Genomic DNA, 15,391 nt, shown 5'->3' on the forward strand with positions numbered 1-15,391 from the left:
AACAGGGAGACGGGGAGACTTGTGGGATTTCACTCCGCGTCTCCCCGTGAATCCTCTCGAAAAATCGAGGGTTACTTCAGCTCACCGACAAGACACGTGTCAGCGCCCGGCGTTTCGATGCCGGCGACGAAGCGTCAACAGCGCAAGGCCCATGGCGACGACCGCTGCGTACGAGCTCTTCGGCCTGGAATCGCCGGCGACGACCGCGCACCCGCCTGTCTCACCCGATTCACCTGCAGAATCCGAGCCCGCGCCGGAGGTGGCGCTGTCAGCAGCGCCGCTCGTTCCGCTCGTGCCGCTCGTTCCGCTCGGGTCGCTGCCGCCCGTCGTGGTGACTTCGCCGCCGCCGGCGGGCTGCCCGCCAGAGCCGACGGTCACCCCCTCGCCCACGCCTCCGCCGTCCCCCGAGGCGCCACCGCTCCCCGCAGCAGGCCCGGCGCCGCCGACGTTCTGGTCACCCCCGGAGCCGTCGCCCGAGCCACCCGTGCCGCCGCTGCCGGCAGCCTCGGAACAATCGGTCTCCGGATCGGCGCCACCGGCCTTGTCGAGACCGAAGAACGCGAGGATGGCGTCGGCCTCGTACGCCATGGAGTGCGCGCCGTTTCTTCCTGACCACGCCTCGAACACCGTCTGGTTACACTCGTTCTTCCAGAACTGGCGATCATAGGTGGTCCCGCCCGATGTGATCATGTCGGTCGAGGTCGGGGTCTCGCTCAGCTCGAGGACGTTCGTCCATTCCTTGATCGCCTCGGCCTGGTTCTTGTAGTTGATCGTCGCGTCCGCCGTGCCGTGGAAGATCTGGAGGCGGGGGCGATGTCCCGTATACCCAGGATACATCCCGCGGACCAGGTCTCCCCATTGCTGCGCCGACTTGCTCGTCCTGCCCCCCGCGCAGTTGTTGCTCCATTGCTGGCCCGCGTCGAAGCCGTCCGCCCAGCACCCGGCTGCCACCCCCGCCCTCGCCGCGCCGGCCCGGAAGATGTCCGGGTACACCGCCAGCATGGCTTGCGTCATCATCGCGCCGGATGAGCCGCCCATCACGTAGACCCGCTTCGGGTCGCCTTTGTACTTCTCGAGCGCGTACTTCACCATCTGAGCGACGGCCTGCGTGTCGCCTCCGCCGTCGTGGGTCAGGGATTTCGTTGTGCCCACATCCCAGCAGTTCCGGCCGGTGGCCTCCGGAAGGATGATGATGAAGCCGTTCTTGTCGGCGCCCGCTTTGACACCCGAGATGCTGTTGAAGAACGAGCTCACCGGCGTGCTGCAAGAGTGGCAGCCCACCACGATGGGCGGGTTCTCGGCCAGCTTGTCCGGCACGTAGATGTTCATGTTGACGTAGCTCGGGACGCCGTTCGCTCCCCACGTCGCCCGGCTCACCGCCTGCACTGACGCCGCGTACACCGGCATGGCCGCGAACAGCCCCAAAGAGAACGACGCGACCACGAAAACGCGATTCTGAAATCGACGCATGTTCGATGACCTCTAAAGCTGGCGTCGCCGACGACGGCGCGCGATTGGCGCGTGGATGCTATCGATAGAGGAACGTTGACGCAAGCCGCGTCGGGTTCTTCCAGCTGAAGAAAATTGAACCAAGACCTTGCGCATCATGGGGCCTTCTTGCGCTGTGGATGGCCGTGAACCCGCAGCTCACCCCTTCACGCCGGGCGGGCCGCCTTTCGACCTCGCTGCCGCGCACCGCTCTGCATAGACGGCCGGTGTGAAGCCGACCTGGGCCTTGAATTCCCGGATCAGGTGCGCTTGATCATGATACCCGAGCTCCTGCGCGAGCGCCGCCCACGCCACGGACGCGCCCGTGGCCACGCGCTCCGCGGCCTCGTGGACGCGCGACCGCCGGATGATCCACTTGGGTCCGACGCCGATGTACCGCTCGAACGCGCGGTGCAGCGTGCGCACGGAGACACCCGCGACCCGGGCGAGATGCTCGGCGCGGTGGATGTCGCGATCTTCCTGCGCGCGGACGGCGAGCGCCATCGCCTCGCCGAGCCCGGCGTCCTCCGGGCCCTTGCGCGCGCGCAGGAGCTCCTCCACGGCGCGGATCGCGACGCCGTCGTCCGGCTGGTCGAGCGCGGCGCGCTCGAGCGGCCCGGCCGCGTCGCCGAAGATCTCGGCGAGGGGGACGACGCGGTCGACCAGCCGGCGCATGGGGAGGGGCGCGAACGGGAAGAAGCCGCCTGGCTTGAACTTCGTCGCGACGACGCGCCCCGTGCCCTCGAGCCGGACGACCTCGCGCCGGGTCCCGATGCCGTGCACCGCCGAGCCCGGCGCCTCGATGGCCAGGTTGACGCAGGGGTGCGGCAAGACCTCCTGCTCGAAAGGAGCGGCGAGCGACCAGCGGACGACCCAGTGCCAGTCGACGAGCCTGGCCAGGTCCGGCGCGGGCGCCTGGCGGTGCAGCTCGAAGCGCTGGAGACCGGCGGCCGGGTTCAAGATGCCGCGGGTGGGGTCCTCGGGGGTGATGGTCCGGCTCATGATCGCGCGTGGCGCTCTTTTACAATACCGGCCCTGGCCGTGGCAGTAGCGTCCGCCCCGGAGGCAGCAACATGGCTGATTCGACCACGACCCCGAGGGGCAACCTCGTCTTGTTCCATTCACCGAACTCGCGCTCGGCGGGCACGCGCATCCTGCTCGAGGAGCTGGGCGCGCCCCACGAGCTCCGCGTGCTGAACATGAAGGCCGGCGAGCAGCGCAAGGCCCCTTACCTCGCCGTGAACCCGCTCGGGAAGGTGCCCGCGATCCTGCACGACGGCGCGCTCGTCACCGAGCAGGTCGCGATCGTCATTTACCTCGCCGATCTGTTCCCGGAGGCCGGCCTGACCCCGGCCATCGGGGATCCGCTGCGCGGGCCGTACCTCCGGTGGATCGCGTACTACGGCTCGTGCTTCGAGCCGGCCATCGTCGATCGGGCGATGAAGCGCGATCCGGCCCCGGCCGCGACGTCTCCGTACGGAGATTTCGATACGATGTTCGGCGTGGCGGCGGAGGCGCTCCGGAAGGGGCCGTATCTGCTCGGCGATCGATTCTCGGCGGCCGACGTCCTCTGGGGCAAGGCGCTGGAGTGGATGGTGAAGTTCAAGCTCGTGCCCGAGCTGCCGGAGGTGACGGACTACGTCGCGCGGGTGTGCAGCCGGCCGGCGTTCGCGCGGATCGCGGCGAAGGACGCAGAGCTCGCCGCGGCGCTCGAGGCCGCGGCCGCAGCGGAGGCGCGGGCGAGCTGATCGCCGCTCAGCACGCCGTCTGCTCCGGCTGCCCACCCAGCTGCTTCACCGCCCTCGATCCCGCCTCGATCCCGCGCCGCAGGCACTCCGCCTCGCGCGCGCCCAGGAGCTCCGCGGTGATGAACCCGGCCGCGAACGCATCGCCGGCCCCGGTCGTGTCCACCACCTCGACCTGAGGCGCCGGCTCGTCGAGGCGCACGCCCTGCCGTCCGCCCACCGCCGCGCCCCGCGCGCCACGCTTGATGATCACCCGCTCGAAATAGGCGCCCAGCGCGATCATCTGCGCTGTGAGGTCACCCGCGCCCGAGAGCGCCTCTGCCTCGTCGGCATTGGCGAGCAGCGTCGACATCCCTCGTGTCCACTCAAGGAAGCTCCCGACCCCCACCTCCCGGAGGAAGCCCACGGACGCGGCGTCGAGGGCGATCGGGACGCCGCGGCGCCGCGCCTCTTCGGCGAGCCGCAGCGCTGCCCGCCGAGGCCCTTCGGCAAAGAGCGAATACCCCGAGAGGAGCACCAGCCGCGTCTCGTCCAGGAGCCCCACCGGCATGTCCGAAGGTTCGAGCGCGAGGTTCGCCCCACGGTCGGTGAGGAAGCTCCGCTCCCCGTCGGCGTCGACGAGGATGACCAGCACGCCCGACGGACTCTGCGGGTCGGCCACGAGGATCGGGTCGACATGGAAGCTCCTGAAATAGGCTTCGAGATGCGGCTTGTCTTTGGCTCCGACCCGGGCGACGAGCGACACCTTCGCTCCCATCGAGCCGAGCCACACCGCCTGGTTGGCCCCCGAGCCTCCGGGGCGGCTCTCGATCTTGGCGCGCCGGTCCGAGCCGCGCACCAGCGGCCCCTCGGGGCGGACGATCACGTCCGTCATCACGTCGCCGACCACGAGCACGCGGCCGGCCTCGCTCATGCCTTGGCCTTCGACTTTGATTTCGACTTCGCTTTCGACTTCGACTTGGCCCCGAGCTCGCTCATCGCCACCGCGATCTCCGCCGCCACCGCCGCGTTGTTCTCGACCAGCGCGATGTTCGCGATGAGGCTCTTGCCCTCGGTGAGCTCGAAGATGCGCTTCAAGAGGAACGGCGTCAGGTCCTTCCGGCTCACCCCCTCTGCCTCGGCGCACCGGATCGCCTCCTCGATCCGCACCTCGATCGCCCTGGCGTCCATGGCATGGCTCTCGGGGATCGGGTTGGCCACCAGGACCCCGCCCATGCCGAGCTCGAACTGCAGCGCGATGACCCTGGCCGCTTCCTCGGCGCTCTCGATCCTGTGGTCCACCTTCTGCCCGCTCTGCCGCGCCCAGAAGGCCGGGAAATCCTCGGTCTTGTAGCCCAGGACCGGAACGCCCTGGGTCTCCAGCGTCTCCAGCGTCTTGGGAATGTCGAGGATCGACTTGGCCCCCGCGCAGACCACCGCCACCTGCGTCTGACTCAGCTCCTCGAGGTCGGCGGAGATGTCGAAGGTCGTCTCCGCCCCGCGATGCACGCCGCCGATGCCCCCGGTGGCGAACACCTGGATACCGGCCCAGGCCGCCGCCATCATCGTGGTCGCCACGGTCGTCCCGGCCATCCCGCCCAGGACCAGGAGCGCCGCCACGTCGCGCCGCGAGGCCTTGGCCGCCTTGCCGCCCCCCCTGGCCAGCCGCTCGAGATCTTCCCCCTTCACGCCCACCTCGAGCTTGCCGTCCATGATGGCGATCGTCGCCGGCACGGCGGCGTTCCGGCGGATCACCGCCTCCACGCGCTGCACCATCTCGAGGTTCTGCGGATACGGCATGCCGTGCGTGATGATGGTCGACTCCAGCGCGACCACCGGCCGGCCGTCAGCGAGCGCTTTCCTGACCTCGGGAGAGATGGAGAGATGGTCCTTGACCGACACGCGGGGATCCTTCGGCTGCGAGGGTCTGGCGCCTATAGAGGCGCCGGGCGCGAGCGTCAAATTCTGCCCTGTTCAGGAGGTTTCAATCGATTTGTCGCCCTACGACCCGGTGGACTGGTACCGCCGCTCCCCGAAGCGCCAGATGCGCAGCGACACGAGCAGGAATGCCACCCCCACGAGCGGCGACGCCCAGCGCGCGGCCTCGGGCAGCGCGGGGACCGTGGGGCGATCGAGCAGCGCCCCCGCAGGGATATAGCTCACGAACGCGAGCGGCACGACGAACGTGAAGAAGCGCCGGAACCAGTCGCGGTACAGGGTCAGCGGGTACTGCGCCGCCTCCGTGCCGCCATAGGTCAACGCGTTCATGATCTCCAGCGACTCGATCGTCCAGAAGCACAGGGTGGCCTGGAGCACGAGGAGCCCGTAAAAGACGCAGGCGCCGCCCACGATCGCGCCGGCGAGCAGCGCCAGCCTGGCAGCTGTCCACCCCACGGTCAGCGCGCTCCCGGCCCACAGGAGCATCACGAGGCCTACGGCGAGCCGCCCTGCGCGCAGGAACTGCAACTCCCCTGTGGCGACCTGGAACGCCGTGGAGCGCGGGCGCAGGAGGAGCCTGTCGAAATCGCCCGACCTCACCATCGCGGAGAAGGTGTCGAACCCGCGGCCGAACGACTCGGCGAGCGCGAACGAGACGTTGACGAGGCCGAACAGAAGCGCCACCTCCGCGAAGCGCCACCCCCGGACCGCCCCGAACCGGTCGAACAGCGCCCACGCCCCGAGAAGCTCGATGCCCACCGTGATGAACTGCCCGACAGACCACATCACGAACGACGCGCGATACTGCATCTGCGCCCGCAGCGACGCGGCGGCGAGCCGCAGGTAAAGCCTCGTTGCGTCGAGCGACATCTCGCCTGTTCCTCCTCCGTCAACCGCCCTGCACCACGAGCCGGCGCAGGCCGCGCGCGACCATCGCCCTGCCGAGCGCCACGAACGCGGCGGTCCACAGCGCCTGGTGCAGCAGCACGCCGGGGAGCGCGCCCGCGGGCAGGTGCCCGAGGTAGAGCCGGAACGGCGCGTCGACCATGCCGCGGAACGGCAGCGCGTCGAGCCACGGCAGCATCCACGGCGGAAACAGCGGCAGCGGCACGATCATGCCGGAGGCGACGAGCACGAGCGACGGCACGATCCGCGCAATCCCGTCGCCGGACGTCGTCCACAGCATCGTCGACGTCACCGCCGTCGCGAACGCGCCCACGAGCGCCGCCGCGCCGACCATCGCCGCCGCCCACGCGCCCGCGGCGGCCAGCGACGGCGGCAGCGCCATGCCGAGGAGCGGCACCGCGACCGCGAACATCGGGACCGCGCGCAGCAGCGTCGGCGCGACGCGCGCGGCGAGCGCGCGGGCGAGCCAGAGCGCGTGCAGATCGAGCGGGCGCGCCAGCTCGTAGCCCACCGCGCCGGTGCGGATCAGCTCGCGCACCTCGGGATCGGGGTTCGTGGAGAACGGCAGCAGCTGGAAGAACGCCTGTCCGAGCCACGTGTACGTGATGGCCTGCCCGAGCGCCATCGGCGGCGGCGCGCCCGACATGGCGTTCCCGTAGAACGCCTCGAGCACCATGACCTTGATGAACCCCCAGAACAGCTGCGTGCCGAACCCGGCCGCGGCCGCGGCGCGGTACTGCAGGAGCGCGCGGCAGCGCGCCCGAAACACGGCGACACAGGCGGCCATATTGCCCGCAAAGCTCTCGAACGGCGCGCTCACGGCGGCGCCCCCGCCTCGCCGCCCTCGCCGTAGAGCCGCGCCACGATCTCGTCGATGGGCGGGTTCTGCACCAGGAGGTCGCGCACCGGGTAGCGGGCCGTGACGCGCCCGACCAGCTCCGCCGTCGAGATCGCGGCGGGGTCGAAGCGCAGCGTCACGCGGGCGCCCTCGCGGCGGATCACCTCGGCGCGCGGCTCGGCGATCTCCGCCGCGGGGTCCGCCAGGTCCACGATGAGCCAGCGCTCCGCGGTGACCTGCGCGCGCAGCGCCTCGAGCGAGCCGTCCGAGAGCACCCGCCCCCCGGCGATGAGGATGACCCGCGAGCAGAGGGCCTCGATGTCGTCCATGTCGTGCGTCGTCAGGATCACCGTGACGCCGCGCTCGCGGTTGAGCCGCTGCACGAAGCGCCGCACCGCGAGCTTCGAGACGGCGTCGAGGCCTATCGTGGGCTCGTCGAGGAAGAGCAGGTCGGGCGCGTGGAGCAGCGCGGCCGCGAGATCGCACCGCATGCGCTGGCCGAGGCTGAGCTGCCGTACCGGCGTGTCGAGCAGCGGCCCGAGGTCGAGCATCGCGACGAGCTCGTCGCGCGCGCGGGCGTGCTCGGCCGCGCCCACGCGGTAGATGTCCCGGAGGAGCTCGAACGAGTCGATCACCGGCAGATCCCACAGGAGCTGGGTGCGCTGGCCGAACACGACGCCGAGGCGCCCCACGTGCTCGATGCGCTCGCGCCACGGGACGCGGCCGGCCACCTCGCATCGCCCCGAGTCCGGCACGAGGATGCCCGCCAGGATCTTGACCGTCGTCGACTTGCCGGCGCCGTTCGGCCCGATGTACCCGACGAGCTCGCCCCGCTCGAGCGAGAACGAGACGCCCGCGAGCGCGTCGACGGCGCGGTAGCGCGGGCGCACGAGCCCGGCGAGCGCGCCCAGGGCGCCCGGCCGGCGCTCGGCCACCCGGTACGCCTTGCGCAAATCCTCGACGACGATCAGCGGCATGACGGCGGCCAGGGTCTCACGGGCGGCCGGGAGCATACTGGACCTGGGCCGAGCGGCCAGCGCCGCGAGCCCCGACCTCGATCAAGCCGCCAGCGCCGCGAACGCGGCGTGTGCGCCGAGGCAGCCCGCTTCCGATCCCCGCCGCGCCTCACTCCGGCTTCGCAAGCGGCGAATCGCGGTCGTAGCGGTAGTCGTTCGATGTCGCGTAGAGCACGCTCGCTGGTCATGGCGTAGTGCGCAGGCTCCAGGTCGAGGTCGATCGGTCACCAACGTGAACGTAAACGTAAACGTAAACGTGAGCGTTTTCGTGGTCGTGGTCGTGGTCATTCACGGCCTATCGTTGACGACCACGACCACGACCACGACCACGACCACGTAAACGTAAACGTTCGGATGTAGGAGAACGCGGCGCGAAGCTTGGTTAACGCCTATGCCCTGCCCGCCTTCGCCGCGCGCTGCCCGCCTTCAATCCCGGATATAGACGCTGAGCCCTTCGAATGAGGCAGAGTTGTCCCTGCTCGCGAGCCTCGCCACGACCCGAATGGCATCGCTCCCGCCGGAGGGGACCGTCATCGCGCAGCTGCCGTTCAGGTGGGTTGCGCTAGATCCGCACCCGGCGTCGCCTTCCAGCTCGAAGCCGTCGCACGCCATCGTGCCGACCGGCGCGCCTCCACGGAGCAAGGTCACCTCGATGCGCACATGGTTTGCGCCGCTGTGCTCGTAGCTTTCGGCGTGCACCGGGAACTCGAGCGCCTTTCCCGCCGGAAACGAGAGCGCCTTCTCGACGGGGGTGTCGAAGCCCGGCAGATCGACCTGACCCGCCGTCGGGCCCAGGCAGCTCAGGAGCACGCCGACCCCGAGCGCCGCCACGGCGGCGCGCGCCCGGTCCCGGTTCGCTGCGGTCAGAAATAGGGGCGCGCTCACCCGCCGTCCTCCTCAAGAACGTCGCGCCCCCGGGAGCGGGAGCCGACGGAACCGGGCGCGCCAGGCGCCGAGGAACAGATCGCGACGACCTGCTCGATGGAGGTTTCCGGGGCGTCGGGTACCTGCATGCGGAATGCTCCTCTCAGGCGGACCGGGTGAGCTCGGGGAGCGACCTCTCCCGCGGAGGATTATCCGACGGCTCGGGCCCCGCCACCAGGTCTCCCTGTTCGCGCAGGGCCCGCGGCCCAAGCTCACCACGAGCGCACGCAGTCCGATTCCGCCATGGCCGCGCCGGCGCGCGCGGGTTACGGTACCCGCCGCCTCGATGCCGCCCGATCACACCGCGTTCCCCGGCGATCGATCCCTGTTCCCGTCGTTCGACGGCCCCGCCGGCTTCGACCGGATCCGCGCCGACGTCCACGCCTTTCTCCCGGCGATCCGCGTCGTGTGCGAGCGCCACGGGCTCTCGTCGGGCGGGCTCTCCGCCTTCGCGCACGGGACCAACGTGGTCGTCTCGAACGACGCAGGCCAGATCATCAAGCTGTTCCCGCCCTTCCTCCGGCACCAGTTCGAGGCCGAGCGCCTCTCGCTGGGACGCTTCCACGGGACCGTCCCCGTGGCCACGCCGGAGCTCCTCTGGCAAGCGGAGCTCGAAGGCTGGCCCTATCTCGTGATATCGCGCCTCCCGGGGCGCACGCTCGAAGAGGCCTGGCCCGCGATGAGCGGCGCGGAGCGCGCCGAGGCGCTCGCCCGCATCGGCGAGATCATGAGGGCCGCCCACGCGCTGCCCACCGCTGGACTGGAGAGCATCGATCTCGGCTGGGATGCGTTCCTGGAGCGCCAGATCGCCGGATGCGAGAGCCGGCACCGGCGGATGGGCTTGCCCGAGCGCCTCGCCTCGCAGATCCCGGCTTACCTCGAGTCTGCCCGCGCCCTCCTGCCGAGGTCCGTGGTCCCGGTCGTGCTGACCGGCGAATACACCCCGCAGAACCTCCTCGTGACCCGAGCGGACGGGAGGTGGCGCGTCACCGGCATGATCGACTTCGCGGACGCGTGCCTCGGAGCACCCGAGTACGATCTCCTGGGCCCGTGCCTCTTCCTGGCAGCCGGCAGCGCGGACCTCCAGCGCGCCATCCTCGGCGCCTACGGATACGCGCCTGGCGACCTGGGCTCATCGCTGCGCCGCAAGCTGATGGCCCTCGCGCTGCTGCACAGGTACAGCCACCTCAGGTTCCAGCTCAGGCTCGAAGGATGGGAGTCCCAGGTCTCCTCGCTCTCCGCGCTGGAACAGACGATCTGGCCGTTCTGAAGCAGGATCTGCCTGTCACTGCCCGCGAGCTCGGCGGCTCGCGGTCGGCGCGCCCCGCCGCGATCACCTGGCCGCGAGCAGGGCGGTGACGTCCTCGCAGGTGTGCTCCTCGACGGCCCGGCAGTTCGTCACGTCACCCCACGGCAGGAACGCACACTCCTCGGTGTCGGCTTCGCACGCTGCTTCGAGGTCCGGAGAGACAACGAGGTCGCAGATCTGATGCGGCGACGGCGCCTCCCACACCGGCGTCGGCCCGCACTCCATCCCTGGGCTTCCGCAGTGCCTCTCGCGGGTCTGCACCAGCGCAGTGCCGTCGCCCAGCACGAAGATCAGCGATTCGGTCTCGTCGATCCACGGGCCAGGGGTGAGCAGCGAGCCGAGGACGCCCGTGCCGCCTCCGAGCACGAGCCTGGCCGCGCAGGGGAGCGTCTCTGGCGGGTCCGCAGAGATGTGCACGACGACCCGCTCACAGCTCAACTCGAAGTCGCAAGCGAAGAGATCCAGGGCCGGATCAGGCACGTCCGCGCCGCCGCCCGACGTGGTGTCGGACGACTCCGGTCCGGGATCCGTGTCGTCGCCCCTGTCCGGCTCCGCCTCGGTCTCGGCACCGTCCGAGCCCTCGACGACGCTCGCGCAAGCGACGATGAAAGGAAGCTGCGCCGCTGCCAGCAGGAGCGCTCCTTGAATGACGCGATGTGCTCTCATGGTATTGCCCTTTCGACGAGTCTGTGGAGACTGTGCCAGGCATGGCGCAGAGCAAACGGCGCGCCACACCGTCCTCGCATCGCGGCGCCGTGGCGCTCCGCGGCTCCAGCAACCATCCGCAGGCCCACAGCGCCGAGGCGTCCATGTCGCAGCCCGAAGCGCCGCGACATGGACGCGCCACCTTCAGCTCTCGCCGGCGACCCATGATGACACAAAAAGACCATCATGGGCCATTACTACGGCACACCATGACACAGACCACGGGCCTCGAAGGTCTGTTGGAGCGCCCGAACGCCCCCTCTTGCAATGGCGCTGTTCTCGAAGCAGTATCGCGGCGGAACGGGCCAGCCTGGCTATACCCCTCTCTTGGTTTATTTGTAATGAGTATTACTTATCCTTGTTCACTTCGAGGCAGCGTGGCTGATGCGGCAACTTGGCGTTTTGAATGTCGTTGCGGCGTCGCTCTCGACGGTTGCGGAGGCTCAGGGAAACATCGTTTACCAGAACAACGCCTTCTTCCCCATCGACGAGCGGAACTTCATAACCACTGTCACTCATCACCGCTGCGGTAAGCCAGGAGACGCGCGCGCCATGCAACAGCCACCTCGATGCATGACGGCATCCCCCCGCGCGCCGCGACGACGAAAACGGATGCCGACCCGAAAAATCGAGCCGATTGCGTGATCAGATCAGCGCGCTGCGGGAATTCTCGCGGGCCACACCAGCGAGGTGCAACCTGGGTGACACCCAGCCAACTTGTGCAGAGAAGGCGTACGCCGCCTCCGAGCTTCATCTGTCGCGCCGTGGTGATCACCGGGATCGCCGCGGCGTGATCGCTCGGAGCAGCGCCTCGTGATCACCGGGATCACGGTCGCGATCGCGCGGATCGCCGCAGGGATTTGGACGATTGCATAGGAGCGCCCGGCCTCAGCGCCGGAGGTCACGGCCCGTGTCCAGCGCGGGCGCGTCGACGACGCCGGTCAGCCGCATCAACGAGGGAAACACCGTTATGAGTTACGCACGCATGGCCATCAGGAAGGGTCGAATCGGATCCTCGCTACTCTGCTTGCTGCTCCCCATGTCGCTCGCTTCGCTGGCCGCCTGCGGGTCGGATGGAGCGAAGGGTGATCCGGGGGATCCGGGCGCGCCGGGCGAGCCGGGCGAGCCGGGCGCGCCGGGCGAGCCGGGGCCGCAGGGGCCGCCCGGCGAGACGCCGGTGTCGCCGGTCGACCCGGTGACGGGCTCCCTGGAGAAGTACGTTTCAACCGAGGGTGGAGCGGATCGCTTCGCCCTCGCCGTGGGCGGCAAGGTCGCTCCGCTGGTCGTCAGCGAGAGCGATTATGCGGGCGTGAACCGCGTCGTGGACGACCTCGCGGCGGACATCCGGCGGGTGACCGGCACCGCCGCCGCCGTCAGCCACGAGATCCCCGCGTCGGCGAAGGAAGTGGTCCTCGTCGGGACGGTGGGCAAGAGCGCGCTCATCGATCAGCTGGTGGATGCCGACAAGCTCGATGTCTCGGGCTTGACCGGGAAGTGGGAGACGTTCGTCACGCAGATCGTCGAGCAGCCGATCGAGGGCGTGGACCGAGCGCTCGTCATCGCCGGCAGCGACCAGCGCGGCACCATCTTCGGCGCGTACGACCTCTCCTCGCAGATCGGCGTGTCGCCCCTGTACTGGTGGGACGACGTCCCGGCGCAGAAGAAGCAGGCGCTGTTCGTGCTCCCCGGGCAGCACACCCAGGGCGAGCCGAAGGTGAAGTACCGTGGGTTCTTCATCAACGACGAGAACCCCGCGACGGGCAACTGGGCGGCCAAGATGTTCGGGCCGGGCAAGGCGGAGGGCTTCCCCGGAGGCCTCAACCACCTTTACTGGGAGAAGATCTTCGAGGTCGCGCTCCGCATGAAGGCGAACTACATCTGGCCGGCCGTCTGGGGCCGTGCGTTCGGCGAGGACGACCCGGAGAACCACGCGACGGCCACGCGGTACGGCGTCGTGATGGGGACCTCGCACGAGGCCCCGATGATGCAGGGTATCGAGGAGTGGAATCGCCACGTGGTCGCGGCGCAGAGGGATGCGGCAGGCACCATCACCAAGCCAGGGAACGATCCGTACGGCGGCACCGGCGAGTGGCGCTTCTCGGTGAACTCCGAGGCGCTGAAGAAGCACTGGACCAAGGGCATCCAGCGCATGGTCGACCAGAAGATCGAGGGCGTCGTCACGCTCGGCATGCGCGGCCCCGGCGACGTCAGCCTGCCCCCGGCGGACGGCATCCCGCTCATGCAGAATATCGTCGCGGCCCAGCGGAAGATCCTCGCGGACGTGACGGGGCAGGACGTGACGACCATCCCCCAGGTCTGGACGCTGTACAAGGAGATCCAGGGTTACTGGGACGCCGGCATCACCGTGCCGGACGACGTCACGGTGGTCTATTGCGACGACAACTGGTCCAACATGAAGCGCCTGCCGGAGCTCGGCACGGAGCGGGCCGGCGGCTTCGGCCTCTACTACCACTTCGATTACGTCGGCGGCGGCCGTAACTACAAGTGGGTCGACACGATCCTCCTGCCCAACGTCTGGGAGCAGCTCCACCTCGCCTACAACTACGGCGTGGATCGGCTCTGGGTCGTCAACGTCGGAGACTTCAAGAGCGAGGAGCAGCCGCTCCAGTTCTTCCTCGACTACGCGTGGAACCCGGATCGCTGGCCGGTCGAGCGCATCGGCGACTGGGAGCGGCGGTGGACCGAGCAGCAGTTCGGCTCCGAGCACGCGGACATCATCGCCGACATCCTGCACAGCTACTCGCTGCTGCAGTCGGATCGCAAGCCGGAGCTGACCAACCGGAAGATCACCGTGGATTACGATCTCCTGGTCAGCGCGCCCACGACCGACGTCCCGGATCCCGACACGGCGGCGGTCACGTACGACGACGGCGCGAGCCCGTTCAGCCTCACGAACTACCGCGAGCTCGAGAGCGTCACGGAGGAGTGGGAGGCGCTGGCGTCGCAGGCGGAGTTCGTGGAGAGGCTCCTGCCGGAGGAGGCGCACGACGCCTACTTCCAGCTCGTGCTCTACCAGGTGAAGGCGACGGCGAACCTGTATGCGCTGCGCCTGGCAGGGTTCAAGAACAAGCTGTACGCGGCGCAGGGGCGCGCGGCCACGAACGACATGGCGGCCGTCGCGGAGGCGCGGCTCCAGGACGATCTGGCGCTCGCGTCCTACTACAACCACGATCTCGCCAGCGGGAAGTGGGAAGGTTTCCAGACGCAGCCTCACATCGGCTACGGGGCGCCGGGGAACCCGTCCTGGCAGCAGCCCGAGTACCAGTACAACAACATCCAGGAGTTCATCTGGCCCGAGCTCGTCTCGATCGATGTCCCCGCGGCGGCGGAGCTCGGCGTGGCGATCGACGGATCGAGCAACTTCTGGACGGGTGAAGGGGCAGGCGACGGGACCACGGCGAAAGCCGTCCTGCCGACGTTCAGCCGGTATCAGACGCAGCCCGAGCAGTACATCGAGGTGTTCAACCGCGGCAGCGCGCCGCTCGAGTACACGATCGACGTCGCTCTCCCGGTCGAGTGCCCCTCCGGCTGGGCCGCGAACACGCCTTGCCCGCCGTGGCTGAACGTCTATCCGAGCCACGGTATCGTCGACAAGGAGGTGCGCGCGACGGTGAGGGTGGACTGGGTCATGATCCCCACGAACCAGACGTTCCCCGTCGATGTCCCGATCACGGTCACCGGCTCGGACGGGAGCTCGGTGGAGGTCATCGCCCGCGTCGAGGACCCGCGGCAGGTCGCGTGGAAGCCGAACCGCTTCATCGAGGCGAACGGCTATGTGTCGATGGAGGCGGATCACTACAGCCGGGCGATCGGCACGGATGACGTCGAGTGGAAGCTGCTCCCGGACATCGGGCGCACCGGGTCGGGCGTGACGCCGTTCCCTGTGACGGCCGAGGCCCAGGTGCCCGGCGGCGCGTCGCCTCGCCTCGAGTACGACATGCACCTCACGAGCAGCGGCCCGGTGAACGTGTATGTCTACGTGTCGCCCAGGAACAACTTCCAGAACTGGAAAGAAGGCCTGCAGTACGCGGTGTCGTTCGACGACGGCCCGGTCCAGAAGGTCAACACGAGCTACGCCGTCGAGCTCAACGGCAACGGCAACAAGATCTGGGAGCGGCACACCTCGGACAACGCCAACATCATGCGCACCAAGCACACGATCGCTGCGGCGGGTGACCACACGCTGAAGGTGTGGATGGTCCACCCGGGCGTGGTCGTCCAGAAGATCGTGGTGGACGCCGGTGGCGTGAAGGAGAGCCTCCTGGGCCCGCCCGAGAGCTACTGGATGGGCAAGGGGCCGGAGCAGCAGTAACACATCGTCTGTGAGCAGTCCGAGGGCCCGCCGCGCACACGCTGTGCGGCGGGCCCTCGTCATTTCTGCGCCCTGGCGCCTATCGACAGCGGATCTTTCTACCGGCGGCGCCGCGATCGTGGACGCGCCCTCTTCGTGCGCGGTGATCGCGCGAATGGCCAATGGTAGGATCCTCGCCGGGGTCAGGGATGCTGCGACAGAAGCTGGGAT

The 15,391-nt window shown here is 69.2% G+C and carries 12 protein-coding genes; 3 read left to right on the top strand and 9 right to left on the bottom strand.

What is annotated here, in order from left to right; genetic code table 11:
* Window positions 1–99: 99 nt before the first annotated feature.
* Window positions 100–1,443 (bottom strand): extracellular catalytic domain type 1 short-chain-length polyhydroxyalkanoate depolymerase, encoded by a 1,344-nt coding sequence (locus WMF14_RS36270; protein ID WP_437793672.1) that lies wholly within the window; start codon window positions 1,441–1,443, stop codon window positions 100–102.
* Between the two features lie 204 nt (window positions 1,444–1,647).
* Window positions 1,648–2,490: an AraC family transcriptional regulator gene (locus WMF14_RS36275; protein ID WP_437793675.1), complete on the bottom strand. Its 843-nt coding sequence runs from the start codon at window positions 2,488–2,490 to the stop codon at window positions 1,648–1,650.
* Between the two features lie 71 nt (window positions 2,491–2,561).
* Here WMF14_RS36275 and WMF14_RS36280 point away from each other — a divergent pair, with 71 nt between their 5' ends.
* A complete protein-coding gene (locus WMF14_RS36280; RefSeq protein ID WP_437793678.1) occupies window positions 2,562–3,236 on the top strand; it encodes a glutathione S-transferase family protein in 675 nt (224 codons plus the stop codon).
* 7 nt (window positions 3,237–3,243) lie between these two features.
* Here WMF14_RS36280 and WMF14_RS36285 read toward each other — a convergent pair whose 3' ends face one another.
* The 6 genes from WMF14_RS36285 to WMF14_RS36310 all read right to left on the bottom strand — a co-directional run bounded on the left by WMF14_RS36285 (window position 3,244) and on the right by WMF14_RS36310 (window position 8,795).
* Window positions 3,244–4,146, bottom strand: coding sequence for a carbohydrate kinase family protein (locus WMF14_RS36285; protein WP_437793681.1), 903 nt, complete (start codon window positions 4,144–4,146; stop codon window positions 3,244–3,246).
* A complete protein-coding gene (locus tag WMF14_RS36290; protein ID WP_437804364.1) occupies window positions 4,143–5,114 on the bottom strand; it encodes a pseudouridine-5'-phosphate glycosidase in 972 nt (323 codons plus the stop codon). Before WMF14_RS36290 ends, WMF14_RS36285 begins: the two co-directional genes overlap by 4 nt.
* Window positions 5,115–5,213: 99 nt before the next feature.
* On the bottom strand, window positions 5,214–6,020 hold the full coding sequence (locus tag WMF14_RS36295; protein ID WP_437793684.1) for an ABC transporter permease: 807 nt from the start codon (window positions 6,018–6,020) through the stop codon (window positions 5,214–5,216).
* A gap of 19 nt (window positions 6,021–6,039) precedes the next feature.
* Window positions 6,040–6,876 (bottom strand): ABC transporter permease, encoded by an 837-nt coding sequence (locus WMF14_RS36300; RefSeq protein WP_437793687.1) that lies wholly within the window; start codon window positions 6,874–6,876, stop codon window positions 6,040–6,042.
* Window positions 6,873–7,871, bottom strand: a complete 999-nt coding sequence (locus tag WMF14_RS36305) for an ABC transporter ATP-binding protein (protein WP_437804366.1) — start codon at window positions 7,869–7,871, stop codon at window positions 6,873–6,875. The genes WMF14_RS36300 and WMF14_RS36305 overlap by 4 nt, the downstream gene beginning before the upstream one ends.
* A gap of 465 nt (window positions 7,872–8,336) precedes the next feature.
* The gene (locus tag WMF14_RS36310; protein ID WP_437793690.1) at window positions 8,337–8,795 is read right to left on the bottom strand and encodes a hypothetical protein; all 459 of its coding nucleotides are present in this window, start codon (window positions 8,793–8,795) and stop codon (window positions 8,337–8,339) included.
* Between the two features lie 325 nt (window positions 8,796–9,120).
* Here WMF14_RS36310 and WMF14_RS36315 point away from each other — a divergent pair, with 325 nt between their 5' ends.
* Entirely contained in the window at window positions 9,121–10,104 is a 984-nt protein-coding gene (locus tag WMF14_RS36315; protein ID WP_437793693.1) for a phosphotransferase family protein, read from the top strand.
* Window positions 10,105–10,167: 63 nt separating this feature from the next.
* Here the strand turns inward: WMF14_RS36315 and WMF14_RS36320 are convergent, their stop codons facing one another.
* Window positions 10,168–10,809: a hypothetical protein gene (locus tag WMF14_RS36320; protein ID WP_437793696.1), complete on the bottom strand. Its 642-nt coding sequence runs from the start codon at window positions 10,807–10,809 to the stop codon at window positions 10,168–10,170.
* A gap of 1,009 nt (window positions 10,810–11,818) precedes the next feature.
* Here WMF14_RS36320 and WMF14_RS36325 point away from each other — a divergent pair.
* Window positions 11,819–15,181 carry a glycosyl hydrolase 115 family protein gene (locus WMF14_RS36325; RefSeq protein WP_437793698.1) on the top strand — a complete coding sequence of 1,121 codons (3,363 nt, stop codon included), beginning with the start codon at window positions 11,819–11,821 and terminating at the stop codon, window positions 15,179–15,181.
* The last annotated feature ends 210 nt before the right edge of the window (window positions 15,182–15,391 follow it).

The sequence above is a fragment of the Sorangium sp. So ce693 genome, from assembly GCF_051521375.1.
Taxonomy (GTDB): domain Bacteria; phylum Myxococcota_A; class Polyangia; order Polyangiales; family Polyangiaceae; genus Sorangium; species Sorangium atrum.

Bases quoted from the DNA above. Each gene is read 5' to 3' on its own strand.
- WMF14_RS36295 (WP_437793684.1), bottom strand. From the start codon at position 6,020: ATGTCGCTCGACGCAACGAGGCTTTACCTGCGGCTCGCCGCCGCGTCG.
- WMF14_RS36285 (WP_437793681.1), bottom strand. From the start codon at position 4,146: ATGAGCGAGGCCGGCCGCGTGCTCGTGGTCGGCGACGTGATGACGGAC.
- WMF14_RS36275 (WP_437793675.1), bottom strand. From the start codon at position 2,490: ATGAGCCGGACCATCACCCCCGAGGACCCCACCCGCGGCATCTTGAAC.
- WMF14_RS36280 (WP_437793678.1), top strand. From the start codon at position 2,562: ATGGCTGATTCGACCACGACCCCGAGGGGCAACCTCGTCTTGTTCCAT.
- WMF14_RS36320 (WP_437793696.1), bottom strand. From the start codon at position 10,809: ATGAGAGCACATCGCGTCATTCAAGGAGCGCTCCTGCTGGCAGCGGCG.
- WMF14_RS36315 (WP_437793693.1), top strand. From the start codon at position 9,121: ATGCCGCCCGATCACACCGCGTTCCCCGGCGATCGATCCCTGTTCCCG.
- WMF14_RS36325 (WP_437793698.1), top strand. From the start codon at position 11,819: ATGAGTTACGCACGCATGGCCATCAGGAAGGGTCGAATCGGATCCTCG.
- WMF14_RS36305 (WP_437804366.1), bottom strand. From the start codon at position 7,871: ATGCCGCTGATCGTCGTCGAGGATTTGCGCAAGGCGTACCGGGTGGCC.